We start from the raw sequence: 17,670 nt of genomic DNA, 5'->3' as shown, positions 1-17,670 counted from the left end.
CGCGTTGCGAACACGACGGCGATCCCCCAGCCGCCAAGGCCACGGGGGGCCGTGAGAGGCCCGGCACAGCTGCCGCGCCTGGAACGAAACGCCGGCAGTGGGCGTTCAAGGAAGACGGTGGGCGCCTTACGGCCGGCTCGGACAGCGGTCCGGTCCGGGGCCCCGTCCCCGGCAGCCGTCCACCGCGGTCTGGACCCGCTGCCGCTCTCCCGGCAGCGGCCGAACAACTGCACCACCGGGGCGGACAGACGCTGTGCGCCCTGTGTGATCCAAGTAATTGGGAGACGTTCGTGAGCCGCGATCACCGTTCGCACGACTGCGAACCGGGGGAACTGGTCGGGCGTCAAAAGGACCTGGAGCTGATCGACGACCTTTTCGACCGTCCGGCGGGCGCCCTCGGGGCGCTGCTGCTGTCGGGCGAGCCCGGGGTGGGCAAGACCGCCCTGCTGGACGCGGTCGCCCGGCGCGCTGCGGCGGCCGGTGTCCGCGTCCTGCGGGCGGCGGGCGCGGAATTCGAGACGGGTATGACGTACTCCGCGCTCAACCAGTTGCTTCTCCCTCTCCATGAGGAGATCGAGGCGCTCGACGACCTCTACCGTGAGGCACTGCGGGTGGCGCTGGGGTTCGGTACAGGTGCAACACCGCAAAGCCTCGTCGTCGCCAATGCCGCACTGGCGTTGCTGCGTCGTGCGGCCGCGGAGCAGCCGTTGTTGCTGGTCGTGGACGACCTTCCCTGGGTCGACCGGGCCAGTGCCGTGGTCCTCGGGCTTGTGGCCCGCCGCCTCACCGGCACCGGTATCACCTTCCTGGCTGCGGCCCGCGGGGGAAGCAGGGGCTTCTTCGACGGCACGGGCCTGCCCACACACGAGGTCCTGCCCCTGGACCACCGATCCGCGTGCCGACTCGTCGGCCTCCGTCATCCGGGCCTGGTGTGGAGCGTGGTGGACCGGGTCCTCACCGCCGCCCACGGCAATCCGCTCGCGCTGCTGGAGCTGCCCACCGCCTTGACCGGACCCCAGCGTTCCGCGCTGGAGCGCCTCCCCGAGGTCCTTCCCTTGGGCCGGCGCCTGGAAGCCCTCTTCGCCGGGCGCGTAGCCGGGATGCCGCCCGCCTCGCGCCGTCTGCTCCTGATCGCCGCGCTGGACGGGACCGGTGACCTGGCCGTCCTGCAACGCGCGGGACAGCACCCCTCTGTCCAGGCCACGCTGGTTGACCTGGGCCCCGCTGAACAGGACGACCTGGTCCGGATCGACGACAGCGGCCACCGCCTGGGTTTCCGGCACCCGTTGATCCGCTCGGCGGTCGTCGGAGCCTCCACCACCGCGGAGCGCCGTGCGGCACACTGCACCATCGCCGACGTGCTGCACGACCAGCTCGAACGCCGGGCATGGCATCTGGGCGAAGCGTCCGTGGAGCCCGACGAGGAGGTCGCGGCCCTCCTCGAACGCAGCGCCCACATGGCCGGCACACGCGGTGACTCCTTCGCCGCGATCCGGGCCCTCACGCGGGCCGGGCACCTGAGCCCCGCGGCGCCCGACCGCGCCCGCCGACTCGCCCAGGCAGCCTTCATCAGCGCCGACGCGACCGGCGAACTGGCCAGCGCCTCCCACCTCCTCCAAGACGCCCGGCAAGCCGGCACCGACGACCACGCCTCCCTCTACTCGGCGGCCACCACGGTCCACCTCATGCTCAACGGCACCGGGGACATCGACCCGGCCCACCAAGTGATGGTCAACGCCATCGAGAAGACGCTCCACCGGCGTGGCTCCTACGATCCCGCGCTCGACGAAGCCCTCTACGTGCTGATCCTGCTGTGCCACTTCGGCGGCCGGCAGGAACTGTGGCAGGCCTTCCACAGGATCGTGGCACGCCTTCCCGACGTGCCCGCGGTGATCACGGTGTCCGCGGCGGCGCTCGGCGATCCCGCACGGGTCGGCGTCGCCGCGCTGCGCGAACTGGACGAACTGCTCGCCGGGCTTGCCCATGAGAGCGATCCGACGAAGATCGTCCGCATCGGCACCGCGGGCGTCTACGTGGACAGGCTGTCCCGTGCGCGCGACGCTGCCCGCCGTATCCATGGCCAGGAACAGGGCGCAGGCCTGGCCGTCAAGAAGCTCGGGGTTCTTCCGCTCCTGTGCCAGGACGCGTTCAACACCGGCCGTTGGGACGAGACGATCCGCCTGGCCGACGAAGGACTGCTGCTCAGCGGGCAGGTCGACTACCCGTCCTACACCTGGTACTTCCGGTACGAGAAGGCACTGGTCGCGGCGGCACGCGGTGATGTCGGTTCCGTTGTGGAGACGGCCGACGCGATGACGTCCCAGGCGGCGTCCCGGGGCGTGGGCCACATGATGAGTACTGCAGCGCACCTGCGGGTGCTGGCGGCGCTGGCGGAAGGGGACTTCGAGAGCGCGTTCCGGCACGCGGAGGCCATCAGCCCGGCCGGCTCGCTGGCGCGCTACGTCCCGCACGCGGTCTGGGTGGTGATGGACCTGGTGGAAGCCGCCCTGCGCACCGACCGCCGGGCGGCGGCGACCGCCCATGTGCGGGCCGTTCAGGAAGCCGGGATCGCACACATCTCGCCACGCCTCGCGCTCCTCGTCGGCGGCGCCACGGCCTTGGCGGCCACGGACACCGACGAGGCGACGGCACTGTTCGAGCGGACGCTGTCGCTTCCCGGCATCGACGACTGGCCCTTTGAGCGGGCCCGGGTGACCCTCGCCTACGGCGAACGGTTGTGGCAAGCGAGGAAGACCAAAGCCGCCAGAAAGACGTTGGTGACCGCGCTGCACATCTTCGAAGAGCTCGGCGCGCGTCCATGGGCCGACCGGGCCGTACGCCACCTCAAGGCAGCCGGGTGGGCGACCCGGCACAAGTCGGACCCCGCCGGGCTCACGCCACAGGAATCCGAGGTCGCCCGGCTCGCTGCCTCCGGACTCACCAACAAGCAGATCGCCGAGAAGCTCCACCTCTCCCACCGCACCGTGAGCGGCCACCTCTACCAGGTCTTTCCCAAACTTGGGATCACCACCCGCGCCGCGCTGCGCGACGCCCTGGCCGACCTGGACCGGCCCTGACCACGTCGCTGCGGTTCCGTCCGGCCTGACCCGGCAGCCGCGCCCTGACCCCCCGCCCCAAGCGACCCCGCCGTCTCGACGACACCGGCCGTAGGGCGCCGGCCCCTCGGGCGGAACGAGAGAACGACAAAGCCCTCGAGTTGGATCCTCGGCACCCGGTTCAGTTGAGATTGCTCCGTCATCCCTTACCTGGGCCGCGTGGTCAAGTCATCTGGCCGATGCACGGGGATGCGTCCTCTTGGCATGCTCCTCTGGCGGCTGCGGCCCGTTCTCCGTTTCCGGCAAAGCAAGCGCCTTGACTCGTAGCGCTTGGCCTGCCGGAAAGCCCCGCTCGGCAGCCTTCTTCGACGGCGACGGTATCGCAGCCCACCGGGCGGTCCGGTCTTACACGACGTCGTGCCCGGTCGACGAATACCGGCCGCATCCCGTGGCGGGATGTGCTGCCGCGATACAAGGGAAGAGAACATGGCTCCACTCGTCAATGAACCTATGGCCGACACGCGCGACATGTACATGGCCCACGCGGGGCTGCGCCGGGAGTTCCGGCTGCTGCCCGGCCTCATCCGGTCCGTCGCGCCGGGAGACATCCGGCGCGCGGAGGTTGTCGGTGCCCACGCCGCTCTGGTGTGCGCCGTCCTGCACCAGCACCACGAAGGCGAGGACCTGCTGCTGTGGCCCAAGCTCGTGGAGCGCGGGGGCGCGGAGGCGGCGGCCATCGTGCCGACCATGGAGCAGCAGCACCAGGCCATCGAGGACGGACACACGGAGGTCACCGGGCTGCTCGGCGGCTGGCGCTCAACCGGGCAGGGCGGCGAAGCGCTCGCTGACGCGTTCGAGAGGCTGACGGCCGCTCTCGTGGAACACATGGCGCTGGAAGAGGAGCAGATCCTGCCGCTGGTCGAGAAGCATCTCACCGCGAAGGAGTGGCACCAGCTCGCCGAGCACGGCAAGGCGGTCACTCCGAAGAAGGTCATGGCGCTCGTCTTCGGAATGGCGATGTACGAGGGCGACCCCGAGGTCGTCAAGGCCGTCCTCGCGCTGGCCCCCCTGCCCGTTCGGCTGCTCGTCCCGGCCATGGCACGCCGCCAGTATGCGGCCCACGCCAAGCGGGTCCACGGCACTGCCACACCGCCCCGCATCGGCGCCTGAATTCCCCTCTCGGAGGCTGTGGTCTGGGATGCCGGGCGGGGGCCAACTCCGCCCGGCGTGATCAATTCATCTGCGAATGAGGCCGCAGCCGGCGGCTCGCGCACACGCAACAGGGCCGGGCGCCCACGATGACGCCCGGCCCTGCTGACGCTTCCCGACTACTTCTGCGGGAGCAGCACGTCATAGACCTCGTCGATCTCGCCGGAGCTCGTCCATCCGGCCTTGGCGAACGCCACAGCGCCGGTGCCGTATCCCAGGGCGTCGCCCAGGACCTCCACCACGTCTTCGATCAGCCCTGCGGGCACGCCGACCGCATGACATCGCGCGCTCCACACAGCCTGACCCGCGTTGTCCCGGACAGCGCGCAGGGTGCGACTGGTGGCGTCGAAGGAGATGGCGGCCGCACCCGGCAGGTGCGGCCGCAGGAGGCTGCCCACGTAGGTCGCAGCCAGGACCAGAAGGTTCTGGCGCGCCTCGATGGCGACGGAGTGCGCGTAATCCAACTCGCAGGCCGCGCCGTCAATGCGCGCCCTGTGCCCAGCGTCGGGCTGGTGGCTGTGGTGGTCCATGCACTCGGTCACTGCCGAGACGACCGCAGTCGTGTCGGCAGCGAGATCCGCGCTGTCGGAGGAGTAGATCTCCCGGTGCCTGCTGTTCGCGGTTCCGTCCGGGTGGAAGCGGGCCACCCAGCCGCGGTGCGCGGCGACAGGGGTGCCGACGCTGCCGTGGCCGCTCACGCGGATGGTGGCGTCGCAGTCGAGGTCGACGGCGATCCAGGAGCCGGACGTCTCACAGTCGGTCCGGTGAGCGATACCGGCGGCGGTGAGTGCTTCTCGGAGAACGTCGCCGTTGGTCGCGCCCGGGCGGGCCGGTCCACCATCGGTCGATCGAGAGCCCTCGTAGTCGGCGATGCCTCGCCGGTACAGCAGTGCTTTCACGTCCTCGGTGAAGGCACTGTTGTTGAGGAGACCGATGGTGCCGCCGTCAAGAGAGTGGTGGTGCCTGAGGTCGACGTGGTGGACGTCCGGGCCGAGCAGGCCGCTGACCTCCTCAAGGAACAGGGTCGTTGTCTCGGGCAGGTGCCAGGCCCACGTCCCGGTTGCCGCTGCGGGCGGGGATCGTGACCGACAGGACGGCGGCGGTCCGGTTGGTCAGGAGGTCGCTCAGGTGCGTGAGCAGGCCGTCCACGGCAGCCGTAGGGAACTTCAGGTCGTAGTCCTTGTCGAGTTCCCCGGTGATCTCGACGGCTGCCTTGCCGGGCTCTCGCACGCTCACCGTCAGGAACTGGTTCTCGTCGAAGACGGCGCCGACGGCGGCCGCGAGGATCGCGGCCGCACGGGCGTCGCTGGTCGGAGTGGTCACAGGCACCTACAGCCGCACTCCCGACGGCACCGTCCTGGGTACCCTCACCGGTACCACCAGACAACTCGCCATCACCGACCAGCACACCGACCTCGTTGCCGCGCTGGACGCAACCGGCACCACTGTTACCGGCTCCACCGCGTACGACCCCTTCGGCAAGGACCTCCACCACCGGCACCACGTCGGCTACCAGTCCGACTGGACCGACCCCGCCACCGGCAACGTCAACATGGCCGCCCGCTGGTACCAGCCCGGCACCGGCACCTTCCCCTCCCGCGACAACTGGACCCTCGACCCCACCCCCTCCATCCAGGCCAACCGCTACCTCTACGGCAACGGCGAACCCCTCAACGGCACCGACAGCACCGGACACGCCTTCGACCCCCGAGGCGGCGCAGGCCCCGGCGCAGGACGCGGCGGCGGCAGAGGCGGCGCCGCTGGCGGTGGCAGCACCGCCAAGGGCGGCAGCAGAGGCATCGGCAAAAACCAGGCCAAGCCCAAGAACAAACCCAAGATCAAGACCCGGACATCCACCCGGTCCCAGAACCACGACATGTGCAACAGCAGATGCCTCAGGTCCTCAACCAATTCACGAGGACGTACCACCACGACGGCTCGAGGGACCACCACCCGGTGCACTAGCGGCTGCTCGACCGGCAGACAACGTACAGACCAGCAAATCAAGGCTCGCGAGGCGGGACGCGCACCAATTCGGTCACTCGGCCACCGAAACCGCCTGTGCAGCAGAACCCCAAGGGACCAAAGCAAGCCCAAACCAAGGTTGCACGCCCTGCTCCCAAGCCCCAGGTCAACGTCCGCAAGATTAACGAGGCCTCGAGAGCCGAAGCCGTGGACCTCCGCGGGCTCGATGATCTGACTGAGGCCATCGTCACTTCCTATCCTGACTACGCACCGGTTGACGCGACGGGCCCATCGCCGGCGGTGGTGTGTGCCACTGCGGGGTGCTCGATTCCTGATGACAACGAGAGGGATCCATGTGACACCGGACCCCGAGGGTTGGGATCAAACATCGAATACATGCCTTTGCAACAGGCGCCTGGCGGGGCAGGATGTCGTGCTACTGGAGCCATGGCGCTGGTGACCAAGAGCGATATTCGAACCAAACGGGTGGATCCGTCGGTGGATCCGGATGGGTTCAACGGTTTGTTGACGGAACCTGCGCGAGGGCACTTGATTGCATCGGTATACGGAGGGGCCGGAAATCTCCAACTTCGTCCCCATGTGTCAGACGGCGAATCAGTTGATGTACAACACTATCGAGCAGAGGGTTGAGAAGGCTCTGAAGGTCAGCGGCACGGTCGACCTATGGGTGCGCCCTGTGTATAGGGGTTCTAACCCCTTGGTTCCCAGTTCGATCGCCATCGTGGCCCGCGGCGCGGTCAACGACAATTGTTTTATAGTTAATTCAATCACCCCAACGTCGAGCTGTAAGAGCGGTTGATTCCATTGCTGTCAGGAGAAGTTTATGATTCCTTCGGTGAACCCCGATTTTACTCCTCGAACGACGCATGGCGGTCGATTGAGGAGGTGACCGGCCCGCTTCCCGTCAGTTATAAAGAATTCTGTGCATCGTACGGGCCGGGTGTGGTCGGCCACTTTTTGAAGGTCTTGCATCCGAACTCTTCCGGGGCAAGTCAATCCGAATATATCTTGCAGATGGCCGGTCTGTATCATGAGTTGTATCCCGAAGCGATTCCTCATGATGTGTATCCGCATTCGGAGTCAGGTGCTGTGCTTTGGGCGCTTTCGGCTGAGAGTGATGCCCTCTTCTTGGTCCGGCATGGGCGGACGGAATGGAAAATTGGCGTGTGGTTTAGGCAATGGAGCCAGTGGGAGGAGTATTCGGAGGAAGTTCCTATTTGGCTTGCTCGACAGGCGGCCGGAGGCCTTGTTATTCCCGGCCTTCCGTTGGGTGTGCACGGTGGGTTTATTCCGTTGGACTGACGGGCGGAATGACTACTGAGCTGTGCTTGGGGTGTTGACAAGTTCGGCCGATGCTGCCAGATGCAGGAGGGCGGCCTGATCCAGATTGCTGCCGGGCTATGTCGGTGAGGCGGGGAGTGCCTTGGGTGAGTGCCGGCCCCGTCCTGCTCTACGTCCTGACCCTGCCGTTCCTGGGCCCCGGCGGAAAGACACTGGAAGACCAACATGGCGCCACGCTGTACGCACTACGGCGCGGGAACCGCTGACAGCACGCTCAGAGCCGCTGCGTTGGTGGGTGTTTCCAGGCCCGCGGTCATCCACATGGTCACAGACGTGCCCGGCCGTGCACGGTCGACTGGCTGGGGCCACTTTGGGGGGCCCTGCGGGCGGCCCGTCCATGGCTGGAGTCGATCACCGCCGGCGACCCGCTGATCTGCTTCGTCGCCCGCAGCCGAGTCGGGTTCCCGCCCGGCCGGACAAGGCCAGGCCGATCTGCGTCAGCAGCCCGCGCAGCAGCGGAGTATGGCGACTGTGCGGGGTGGTCAGCCCCGCGATCTGCTCGGCGAACGTCACCACCGAACAGGCGGCATTCTCACAACGGAATCGGCGTATGGATAACTGGATTACAACGCCGAGCCCGCCCACGGCGACATCGCGCAGCTCGCGCACATACCGGCCGTGCACGCGTGCCGATCCTTGGCCGCACCGGCAAACCGCGGTCGTCGATCGTGCCCGCGTCCTCAGCACTACTCTGTCCGGCCGCCGCTGGATCCCCTCGATCAGCAATGCGGACAAGTGCGGAAAAAGCTCCAAGAGCACGTCACAAGAGCACGCCGTGCGTGATCGTGAACAGCTGACACGATCCGCTCGAGCGTCCGAATCACAAGATCGTCGACAGAACCAAGATCCGGGACGGCGCCGTGGCCAACCGGCCGATCTACGTGGCTCTGGCCGTCACTGCAGAGGGTCGGCGGGACATCCTGGGCCTGTGGGCCGGTGACGGCGGCGAGGGCGCCAAGCACTGGATGCACATCCTCACCGAGATCAAGAACCGAGGCGTCAACGACGTCCTCATGCTCGTCTGCGACGGCCTCAAGGGCCTGCCCGACGCGGTGGAGACCGTCTGGCCCCGCACCACGGTGCAGACCTGTGTGGTCCACCTGCTGCGGAACTCCTTTCGCTATGCGGCCCGCCAGGACTGGGACAAGATCGCTCGTGTCCTCAAGCCCGTCTACACCGCACCGACCGAAGAGGCCGCGCTCGAGCGGTTTGCCGAGTTCGCCGGTGCCTGGGGCAAGAAGTACCCGGCGATCGTCCGGCTCTGGGAGAACGCATGGGAGGAGTTCACCCCGTTCCTCCGCTTCGACAGCGAGATTCGCCGCATCGTCTGCACCACGAACGCGATCGAGTCCGTGAACGCCAGGATCCGCCGGGCGGTCAAGGCCCGTGGGCATTTCCCGAACGAGACCGCCGCGTTGAAGTGCGTCTACATGGCCATCATGAGCCTGGACCCCACCGGCAAAGGCCAGGCCCGCTGGACCATGCGCTGGAAGACCGCCCTGAACGCCTTCGACGGCCGACTCTCCGCAGCCCCCCAGTAACCCCAACCACCCTGGTTACACCGCTCGTTTTATAGACCCCCACGTAATGTGACTCCGCATGATCGAATCCGAGATGGAGATCAGCGAGGATCTGGTCCGCGACCTGCTGCGGGACCAGCATCCGGACTTGGCCGCGCTGCCCATCCGCGAGGTGGTGGGCGGATGGGGCAACCAGATGTGGCGCCTCGGGGACGAGTTGGCGGTCCGGATGCAGCGGATGGACACCAACCCGGATCTGCAGCTCAAGGAGCGCCGGTGGCTGCCGACCCTGGCCTCGCGCCTGCCGCTGCCCATCCCGGTCCCCGTGCGGGACGGTGCGCCGTCCGAACGCTTCCCCAAGATCTGGACCGTCATGACGTGGGTTGAGGGCACGCCGCTGGACCACGGCTCGATCACCCGCAGCGACCATGCGGCCGACATCCTGGCGGCCTTCCTCAAGGCACTGCATGTGGAGGCGCCCGCCGAAGCACCGCACGCCTCGGACCGCGGCGGTCACCCCAAGGAGTGCATGGAGGGCTTCGAGGACTTCCTGCGGGCCGTGGACCTCGGCCACTTTGCCGAGGACGACATCCGGGCTGTGTGGGACGACGCGGTCGCGGCTCCCCGGTGGGAAGGCCCGCGGGTGTGGGTTCACGGCGACCTGCATCCCGCGAACGTCGTCGTCGCGGACGGGACACTGGCGGGCGTCGTCGACTTCGGCGAAGTCTTTGCCGGCGACCCGGCCTGGGACCTTGCGGCCGCCTGGGTGCTGCTTCCCGCGGGCGGCGCCTCGCGGTTCTTCGACAGCTATGTGCAGGCGGACGAGGCGGCGGTCCGACGGGCGCGTGGGCTGGCCGCAATGAAGAGCCTGTTCCTCATGCTGATGGGCCAGAACGGGGACCGCGGTCTGCCCGGCGGGAAGCCGAACTGGGGGCCCGCAGGGCGGTCGGCACTTGATCGTGTCTTGAAGGGCCTTTGACGTCGGTAGATCGAGCCCTGGTCCGGTCTGGTACACGGATGCCGGTGCTGAGATGCGTGACCAGCTCTACAACTGCGTGGGCGAGGTCCGACCGCCTAGCGGCTTGGCCTGGCGGCCGGCGGGACCTGGCACCCCGCCGCCCGCGACTCGTGCCCGCGTGCTCTCACCACGGTGGGTCTATCACCAGCACGCAAGCGACCGACACCGCCACGTCGCCGCGAGGACCAAGTCCGCCGTCCGGACAACGCGGTTACGTGTGGTTCGTAGGCTGTCGTCAGTGACGCCCAGCGCTTGCCGTTCGCGCGCCGCCGGCGCCCGGCCTTCTACTGCTGCGGCCGGAGCCACCGCACCAGGCCCTGGCCAGCCGGGACGACCACCCGCTGGTGCTCGGGCACGGGAGCCGCGTCCGGCCTGTCAGTTCGTCGACTACGCTCACCGGGGCTCCTTCCGCGAGTGAGGGCCGGCTGCGGGAGCGGGGGAACGGACGGGAGCGTGGGCGTGGAGCCATTGCTGGCGGCGGTGCGGAGCGGGGACGCGAGGGCAATCCACGCGCTGCTGGAGGCGGGCGCAGACCCCGACGCCACCGACGAGCACGGCACCCCCGTCCTCTGCCTGGCGGTGGATGCCTTTGACGTGGAGGTCGTCGAAGCCCTGGTGATGTCGGTATGGCTGGATCATGTCGCACCTGACGGCCGGACCGCACTGCTGCGGGCCGTCGACAGGGGCGCTCACGACATCATGGAGATGCTGATCTCCCATGGTGCTGCGATGTGGCACACGGACCTCGACGGCCGCGACGCCCTGGCAGTGGCCCGGTATTGGCACGAGGCGGGTGCCGCGGAAGTGTTGTTTCGCAGGACGGGCCAATCCGGGCCGGCCAGCCGCAGGACTGTCGCGTCCGGCGGCGAAACGACCTGGGAGGAGCTGTCCCTGGGTGCCCTGACCGTCCGCACCGGGCACAGCGCCATCCTCACCGCGCTGGAGCCGCGGTACGGCATCACTGCCTCCTTCGGTGAACTGCTCGCCCGCGCTCTCGCTGAGCCGGACGTCGGCCACTGCGTGTGGTGGGCGACGACGTACGAGCTGCAGCACCGTCACGATCCTGCCGTCTGGGAAGCGGCCGCGTCCTTGCGCGCCCGGCCGGACCCCCTGGAGCGGTACTTCGGTGCGGAAGTGCTGCGCCTGACCCACCTCTTCGACGAGAGCGACGAAGACACGTACGACGGGCCGTTGACCGACGTGTTTCTGCCCTGGGTGGCAGAGGAACCGGACCCGCTGGTGGTCCGGGCGCTCACCGCGGGGCTCGCTGAGGTCCGGGACCCGCGCGCCGAGCAGCGGCTGCCCGCCCTAACCAGGCACCCCGATGCCAGGGTTCGTCAGCGGGCCGTCGGCGGACTGTACTGCGCTGTCACGGAGGGGCAGCCGGATGCGCTCGCCACTGTCGTGGAGCGCACCGCCGATGTTGAGGCGGCGGTCCGCCGGGTGGCGTGCACCGTCCTCGGCGCAGCGCCGCCATGCTCGGCGGCCGCCTCTGACGTACTGGCCGCACGCCTCAGCGACGTGGACGAGGGCGTACGCGTGGAGGCCGCCGCCCGTCTCGCCCTGCGCGACGACCCGCGCGGCGACGACCTGCTGGAGGCCCTGGCCGGCTCGAACGAGGGCTCGCCGCACTACTGGCTCCTGTACGACGTGCACCGGCATCGCCACCGAGGCCGCTGACGGGCACCACCCCCCGGCATGGTTCACTGCTGTTACCAGCGCATGCCGAGGGCGTCGAGCTCCTGGCGTCGTTCTGGGGTGAGTTTGCCGGCCCGGCGGCGACGCGGTCCGCTTCGAACACGACCATGCACGTCGTTCTTCTCCAGCAACGTGATCACGACCTGGTACCACCACGGACCGTCGTTTTCTTGCCGTCGCTCCAGCATCATCGCGCGCAGGTCCTGATCGTCTGGCAGCCGGACCGTCACCCACGGCCCGACTCCATCGCTGTTATCTGCGCTGGTCACCACACCACGCTACCCGGCGCGCACCCGCGGTCCGCCGGGTGCAGCTCGGCTGTGGCGTGTCCGCAGGCGTGGTGACGATCGGAAGGTCCGGGCACGCGGCCGCGTCGTGCACCCGGGCGTCGGGTTCGATGTCGTCGACCGCCAGAGGCCGGCGGTACTTCACCGTAAGGCCGTCTGCGCCGATCACGTCTCCGTCTTCGGGTTTCCCGAGGCGGGAGCTGCACCGCTCACCGCATGAGTCGCCCGCTGGTCGGACCAGGTCGAGGCTGCAGGAAATTCATGGTGGCCTGGTGCCGGGGCGCAATAGCGTGCCGTCATGAGCGAGAACACTTGGGTGGGAGTACGGGACCGGGTACTGCGACTGGGTGAACTCCCCGGCAGCAAATCAGTCTTCGGCGCTCGCGAACACGGCTTTCGGCTGGGCCCGGTCATGGAAGCAGAACAGCTCCGGTCACTGGAGACGGCCCTCGGCGTGGAACTGCCCACGCAGTACCGGAGCTTCCTGCTCTATGTCGGAGCCGGAGGCGCTGGCCCCGATTACGGCCTGATGACGCCGGTCCTGGGCGATCGCGGATGGCAGTGGTGCGGCGTCGGACTCGCCTACCCAGGCCAGCCGACCACAGCCGGTTTCGCCGGACGTCCTTTCGTGGCGGAGGCCCTGCAAAAGGAACTCGACGCCCTTGATGCGCAAGAGCCCAAGGCGGAGGCGTACGCGACCGACGACGCCTTCCACCAAGCGTTCACGGCATGGGATACCCGCTACGAGGAGCTGTACGACGCGCAAGAAGCAGGTGTCGTCTTCCTGAGCGAGCAAGGCTGCGGCTACTCCTCGCTGCTCGTCATGACAGGCCAGCACAGGGGTGCCGTCTGGGAGGACCAGCGGCCGGCGGATTGCGGGATCGTAGCGACCGGACACGATTTCGCGCAGTGGTACAGGCGCTGGCTCGAGCGCACAGAACAGCAACTTGCTGGAACAGCATTTCCGCTATGGTCGCCGCCAGCACCTGCGTGACGAGCTTCCTGAATGGGTGTCTGTTGCGGGTTGCGGGCTGAAGCGAGTGGGCGCCGGGTTGTCCGTCGCGGTCGGGTCTCGGTATCGGCATGCCCTTTCACCCGGCCTCGGCCTGTCCCGGCCCGGATTCACCCGCATCCGATGGACAAGCCCCGGCAGGTCACTGCGCTGGCCGCGATCCTGTTGAAGGCCTCTCGGGTCAGGTCGTGTCACTGTTGAAGCCTTCGTCGTCGGCGTCGGTGCTGGGTAGTGGGGTGCCGGGCAGTGATCCAGACCCGGGATGGGGGGGAGGGGAAGCGATGCGGTTTCCACGATTCGGCGAGCGCGGCACGCTGACGACGCACGAGCTTGAGGCGGTGCGGTCGCTGAGACCACGAACGGGCACACGACAGGGCGCATGACGGTGCGGGCGCCGGTGGCCGCGGGCGGCGGCTACCGGCGCCCCGGTGCGTCACGACTTGGGCGGTACGGTGTTGCAGTCGGGGACTCCGTCGAGCCAGGCGGGTCCCTGGATGTAGATGTTGGTCATCCAGGCCTTGTAGTCGGGCAGGTAGGCCCAGACGTCGTTGGAGTAGCCCTCGGCCTCCGCGAGTTCGGCGTGCTTTTGGCACTGCACGCGGATGGTGGTCGGGCCGGGGAAGGCGTAGACGCGGCCGGCGCCGAGCGAGGGCGCCTGCTTGGTCCACACGCCGTTGCCCCAGGTGCGGTGGATGTGGCCGGTCACTGCACCGGTGTTGACGCGGACGGCGCCGTAGTAGTCGCCGCCCAGGCGGACGTCGCTGACCATGAGGCGGGTACCGGACTCCTTGGCCTCCACCATCTTGCCCGCGCCGAGGTAGATGGCGATGTGGTGCAGGTCGTCGGAGCGGCCCCAGGCCAGCAGGTCGCCGGGGAGTAGCGGCGCCAGGCCCTGGGCGGCGGTGAAGCGGTTCGCCGCCCGGTGGGTGTAGTACTGCGTGCTGGCGGTGCCGTTGAGGATGTCCGAGCCGGCGGCACGGGCGTAGGCGTGACGGACGAGGCCGGAGCAGTCGAATCCGAGCCGCTCGGGGTCGTGCGCGCTGTCGGGGTCGGTCGGGTCGATCTGGCCGTAGGTGGCGCCGGGTTGGGCGCCGTGGCCGCCGCCCCAGGTGTACCAGGTGCCGGCCGTCACCTCGGCGCAGGCGGCGGCAATGGCGGCTTCGGCGGCCGCGGAGGCCCCCGGGGCGAGAGCGCCGCACGCGGCGGCGTCCCGTTGTGGAGCGTGCGGCGGGCCCGCGGCGGCGGTCGCGGCCGGCGCGGCGAGGAGAAGGGCGAGCAGGGCGATCAGTGTGTGGACGACTCTGGTCCGGCAGGCCATGCCAGGACCCCCGTTTTCTGGTGGTGTGCGGAACTGGTCGGACAGCAGCCTGGGGGCCGCGCCCCCAGCCCGTCGAGGTGCGGGGCGTCGCCCCGCTGCGGTGGGCAACGGGAAACCCTCGGGAAACCCGCGCCCACCTGGGAGTGCGGCCATCACCCCCGGCGGGCGCAGGCGGCCGCCCGCGGCAGGTCGGACGCGGGGACACCGGACAGCAGGGCGGCGAGCTCGCGGGCGTCCAGGCCCGCGCGCAGCCGGCAGATCGCGGCCCGCCGGGCCTGCGGGTCGAGGTCCCACAGCCGGACGGTGCCGTCGGTGCTGCTGCTGACGAGGGTGCGACCGTCGGGGGCGAAGACCACGCTCCACACCGAGTTGGTGTGCCCCGTCAGCGTCGCCCACCCCCGGCGCCTGCCGACGTCCCACAGGCTCACGGTGCGCTCGGTGCCGTTGCTGGCGAGGGTGCGGCCGTCGCGGGAGAAGGCCACCCCGCGCACGGAGCCGACGTCGCCGGTCAGGGTCGCCTCGGTGTGGTGGCGGCGCACGTCCCACAGCCGGACGGTGCAGTCGTTGCCGCTGCTGGCCAGGGTGCGGCCGCCCGGCGCGAAGGTGACGCTGCGCACCGCGCCGGTGTGGTCGGTGAGGGTGGCGAGCCGCCGGTGGGTGGTGACGTTCCACAGCCGGACGGTCAGGTCGTCGCCCGCGCTGGCGAGGAGGCGTCCGTCGGGGCTGAAGGTGACATCGTTGGCATAGTTTTGTGGCCGGTCAACACGGCCAGCGGGCGGCCGTCCGCGGTGTCCCAGAGCCGGACCGTGCGGTCGCTGCCGGCGGAGGCGAGGGTGCGGCCGTCGGGCGCGAAGGCCACCGAGAAGACCGTTTCGGTGTGGCCGCGCAAGGTCGCCACCAGCCGGCGCCGGCCCGCGTCCCACAGCCGCACGGTGTGGTCGGTGTCGGCGGTGGCCAGCAGGCCCCCGTCGGGGCTGTACTGGGCCAGCCACACCTCGGTGAACGGGCGAGCCGTGAGCGCCGGGCCCGCGAGGTTCCACAGCGCCACGGACTGGTCGAAGCCGGCCGTAGCGAGCTGGGCGCCGTCGGAGGGACGGCGACGCCGAGCGCGTAGTCGGTGTGGCCCGCGAGCACGCCCGTCTGCCGCCCGCTGTGCACATCCCACAGCCGCGTTGGCCCCGCCGGCCGTTGCGGCACGCGCTCGACGAGGTCGAGCAACTTCCCTTCTGTGCCGAGCACTTGGTCGCAGAGCCGGGCGACGTCGACGGTCGCCCGCTTTGCGCCGGTCTCGATCTTGCTCAGGTAGCCCTTGCTGTAGTGGGTCCTGCGGGCCAGGTGGGCGAGCGACAGGCCGCGTGCACGTCGCAGTCGTCGTAGTTGCGCGGGGAACGAGCGCGTGGTCGGCGCATCCGGGTTCCCTGCGTCGTGGTGGTCTGCTTCGGTCGAGTGGCGTGGGTCGACCACGATGTCCCCCCAGGGCGGTACGGCCGTGCAACGGCCGCACGTCAAGGCTCATGGGGGACGGCTGAGGCATCCCCGCGTTGCTTCGCTCTGGCGCAAAGACGCACGTCCGAAGCCGAGTCGACGGCTCCGGACGTGCGTCCCTACGGCCCCTGGGCGGGTCAGGTCAGGGTGGCCCCACAGCCGCCGTTGACCCACTGGTGCGACCGGATGTTGTTGTCCACGACGTTGCCGTCGGTGAAGTAGTTGTCGGACAGGTTGTCGGCGTACAGCTCGCCCGGGTACAGGCAGGTGTGACCGCCCTGGTGGTCCTCCAGGTAGAAGAACTTCACGATGGACAGGCTGCCCGTGTAGCCCCGGTTCATCACCGAGGACGCCCGGTCGTTCGCGCCGCCCCAGTTGGAGCTGTCGCCGGCGGCGACGATGATCGGGCTGCCGTTGCAGTCGTAGCCGTCCCAGGCGTACATGTTGCCGTTGCGCGCCCCCCACTTGCTGTCGCACACGGCGCCGGCGACGGTGCTCTCAGCGGCTTGCGACGTGGCGGCCGGGACGGCCACGCCCAGGGCGGTGAGCCCGATGAGCGCTGCGGAGACGGTGAACTTGCGCATGGTGGTTTCCCTCGTTTCTCGATGGTGCCCGGTGGTGGTGCGCCGGCGGGGCGGGGCGTCGGGTGCCCGTGGGGTGCCCTCGCCGGTGGACGGGGCGCTTCCGTGCGCGAGATGGTCAGTCACGCTCCGGAACGATGCGCACCGCCCGGTCGTAGGCCTGCCGGCCGAGACGGCGGTAGGTGTCGATGTCCTTGACGTACCGGTCGGGCAGGCGGTCCAGGTAGTGCTTCTCGCGGGCCGTGGCCACGGCCCGCAGAGAGGTGCGGCGCGCGCAGCCGGCGTCCGCGACGGCGGTCCTGCGCTCGGCGGCGAAGGCCTCGCCGGCGCGGGCCGCGCCCAGCCGCACAGCCGCGGCCCGCACGCCGTCCTGAGCGGCCTGGGGGTCGGGGTAGGGCTCGCCGGCCTCGCGCATGCACGCGGACCACGCCTGGACGGCCGCGGTGAGCTGCCCGTCCTTCATCAGCCGCCCGGCGTACAGGGAGCTGGCGCTCACCGCGATCTTGCTGGTACGGAACCACTCGGCGGGATCGCCGTAGAGCGTGCGCTCGGCCTCCTCGGTGCAGCCGCCGATGCGCTTGCGGATCTCGCCGCCGTTCGGCATCGGGGCGGTGAGCATGCGGGCGCCGTCGCCGCCGTCCAGGGCCTCGTCGAACAGGGCACGGCGCGTGGCGGGCAGGTCCTGGCGGTAGGCCCCGTTGACGTTGCGCTCGCGCAGCCGCGCGCTCTTCGCCTCGATGCGGCTGCCGTAGCCGTAGGTCCGCGCCCACGCCAGGTCGTCCTGGACGAAGCGCACGGGCCGGCTCTCCTGGAGCGTCAACTCGCGCTCCTCCTGGTAGATGAAGCCCTGGCGCCCCATGCACCGGCTGGTCAGCCGCTGGAGGGCGTCGTTGACGCGGACCTCCTGCCGCCAGGTCAGCGCCGGTGTGCGCACGCCCGTGTCCTGGCGGGTCCGTCCGCGGGCGTCGCCGGCGCCGTCACCGCCGTTACCGCAACCGGTCACCACGGCGGTGGCGAGCGCCATCACCGCACACAACGACATGAGCACACGTCTCATGGACCCCGATTCCCCCTGCCGTCTCATGCCCCCGGATCCCCGGTGCCGCCCGGTCCCCCGTGCGGCACCGCAGAGGGCGCCCCCTCGGTTGCCGCCGGCCAC

16 protein-coding genes and 2 pseudogenes are annotated in these 17,670 nt (G+C 69.5%); 8 read left to right on the top strand and 10 right to left on the bottom strand.

What is annotated here, in order from left to right:
* Nucleotides 1-290: 290 nt before the first annotated feature.
* The gene (locus tag OG937_01475; GenBank protein ID WUD70470.1) at nucleotides 291-3,077 is read left to right on the top strand and encodes an AAA family ATPase; all 2,787 of its coding nucleotides are present in this window, start codon (nucleotides 291-293) and stop codon (nucleotides 3,075-3,077) included.
* A gap of 489 nt (nucleotides 3,078-3,566) precedes the next feature.
* The gene (locus tag OG937_01470; GenBank protein ID WUD70469.1) at nucleotides 3,567-4,226 is read left to right on the top strand and encodes a hemerythrin domain-containing protein; all 660 of its coding nucleotides are present in this window, start codon (nucleotides 3,567-3,569) and stop codon (nucleotides 4,224-4,226) included.
* 158 nt (nucleotides 4,227-4,384) lie between these two features.
* Here OG937_01470 and OG937_01465 read toward each other — a convergent pair whose 3' ends face one another.
* Both OG937_01465 and OG937_01460 read right to left on the bottom strand, forming a co-directional pair.
* Nucleotides 4,385-5,164, bottom strand: coding sequence for a hypothetical protein (locus tag OG937_01465; protein WUD70468.1), 780 nt, complete (start codon nucleotides 5,162-5,164; stop codon nucleotides 4,385-4,387).
* Nucleotides 5,165-5,276: 112 nt separating this feature from the next.
* Nucleotides 5,277-5,588, bottom strand: coding sequence for a hypothetical protein (locus OG937_01460; GenBank protein WUD70467.1), 312 nt, complete (start codon nucleotides 5,586-5,588; stop codon nucleotides 5,277-5,279).
* Between OG937_01460 and OG937_01455 the strand changes: the two genes are divergently transcribed.
* The gene (locus OG937_01455; GenBank protein WUD70466.1) at nucleotides 5,581-6,465 is read left to right on the top strand and encodes a hypothetical protein; all 885 of its coding nucleotides are present in this window, start codon (nucleotides 5,581-5,583) and stop codon (nucleotides 6,463-6,465) included. The genes OG937_01460 and OG937_01455 overlap by 8 nt on opposite strands.
* A gap of 671 nt (nucleotides 6,466-7,136) precedes the next feature.
* A complete protein-coding gene (locus OG937_01450) occupies nucleotides 7,137-7,553 on the top strand; it encodes a hypothetical protein (protein ID WUD70465.1) in 417 nt (138 codons plus the stop codon).
* A gap of 390 nt (nucleotides 7,554-7,943) precedes the next feature.
* On the opposite strand, the gene OG937_01445 is transcribed toward OG937_01450, so the two are convergent.
* The gene (locus OG937_01445; protein ID WUD78596.1) at nucleotides 7,944-8,279 is read right to left on the bottom strand and encodes a transposase family protein; all 336 of its coding nucleotides are present in this window, start codon (nucleotides 8,277-8,279) and stop codon (nucleotides 7,944-7,946) included.
* A 155-nt stretch (nucleotides 8,280-8,434) separates the two neighbouring features.
* Here OG937_01445 and OG937_01440 point away from each other — a divergent pair.
* From OG937_01440 to OG937_01430, 3 genes and pseudogenes are all read left to right on the top strand, one after another.
* Nucleotides 8,435-9,133 (top strand): annotated as a pseudogene (locus OG937_01440) (IS256 family transposase).
* A gap of 58 nt (nucleotides 9,134-9,191) precedes the next feature.
* The gene (locus tag OG937_01435) at nucleotides 9,192-10,091 is read left to right on the top strand and encodes an aminoglycoside phosphotransferase family protein (GenBank protein ID WUD70464.1); all 900 of its coding nucleotides are present in this window, start codon (nucleotides 9,192-9,194) and stop codon (nucleotides 10,089-10,091) included.
* A 498-nt stretch (nucleotides 10,092-10,589) separates the two neighbouring features.
* Complete coding sequence (locus tag OG937_01430) at nucleotides 10,590-11,810, top strand: HEAT repeat domain-containing protein (protein ID WUD70463.1); 1,221 nt, start codon at nucleotides 10,590-10,592, stop codon at nucleotides 11,808-11,810.
* 32 nt (nucleotides 11,811-11,842) lie between these two features.
* On the opposite strand, the gene OG937_01425 is transcribed toward OG937_01430, so the two are convergent.
* On the bottom strand, nucleotides 11,843-12,097 hold the full coding sequence (locus OG937_01425; protein WUD70462.1) for a hypothetical protein: 255 nt from the start codon (nucleotides 12,095-12,097) through the stop codon (nucleotides 11,843-11,845).
* A 316-nt stretch (nucleotides 12,098-12,413) separates the two neighbouring features.
* Between OG937_01425 and OG937_01420 the strand changes: the two genes are divergently transcribed.
* Complete coding sequence (locus OG937_01420) at nucleotides 12,414-13,109, top strand: SMI1/KNR4 family protein (GenBank protein ID WUD70461.1); 696 nt, start codon at nucleotides 12,414-12,416, stop codon at nucleotides 13,107-13,109.
* 451 nt (nucleotides 13,110-13,560) lie between these two features.
* Here the strand turns inward: OG937_01420 and OG937_01415 are convergent, their stop codons facing one another.
* From OG937_01415 to OG937_01390, 6 genes and pseudogenes are all read right to left on the bottom strand, one after another.
* The gene (locus tag OG937_01415; GenBank protein WUD70460.1) at nucleotides 13,561-14,445 is read right to left on the bottom strand and encodes an NlpC/P60 family protein; all 885 of its coding nucleotides are present in this window, start codon (nucleotides 14,443-14,445) and stop codon (nucleotides 13,561-13,563) included.
* 152 nt (nucleotides 14,446-14,597) lie between these two features.
* Nucleotides 14,598-15,242 carry a WD40 repeat domain-containing protein gene (locus OG937_01410; protein ID WUD78595.1) on the bottom strand — a complete coding sequence of 215 codons (645 nt, stop codon included), beginning with the start codon at nucleotides 15,240-15,242 and terminating at the stop codon, nucleotides 14,598-14,600.
* Nucleotides 15,128-15,493: a hypothetical protein gene (locus OG937_01405; protein ID WUD70459.1), complete on the bottom strand. Its 366-nt coding sequence runs from the start codon at nucleotides 15,491-15,493 to the stop codon at nucleotides 15,128-15,130. The genes OG937_01410 and OG937_01405 overlap by 115 nt, the downstream gene beginning before the upstream one ends.
* A gap of 221 nt (nucleotides 15,494-15,714) precedes the next feature.
* Nucleotides 15,715-15,909 (bottom strand): annotated as a pseudogene (locus OG937_01400) (helix-turn-helix domain-containing protein).
* Nucleotides 15,910-16,067: 158 nt separating this feature from the next.
* Complete coding sequence (locus OG937_01395) at nucleotides 16,068-16,514, bottom strand: hypothetical protein (GenBank protein WUD70458.1); 447 nt, start codon at nucleotides 16,512-16,514, stop codon at nucleotides 16,068-16,070.
* A gap of 115 nt (nucleotides 16,515-16,629) precedes the next feature.
* On the bottom strand, nucleotides 16,630-17,568 hold the full coding sequence (locus tag OG937_01390) for a hypothetical protein (protein ID WUD70457.1): 939 nt from the start codon (nucleotides 17,566-17,568) through the stop codon (nucleotides 16,630-16,632).
* Nucleotides 17,569-17,670 lie beyond the last annotated feature (102 nt).

The organism is Streptomyces sp. NBC_00510 (assembly GCA_036013505.1).
GTDB lineage: Bacteria > Actinomycetota > Actinomycetes > Streptomycetales > Streptomycetaceae > Actinacidiphila.
The sequence above is the reverse complement of the archived record's forward strand: the minus strand, read 5'-3'. Positions and strand labels throughout refer to the sequence as shown.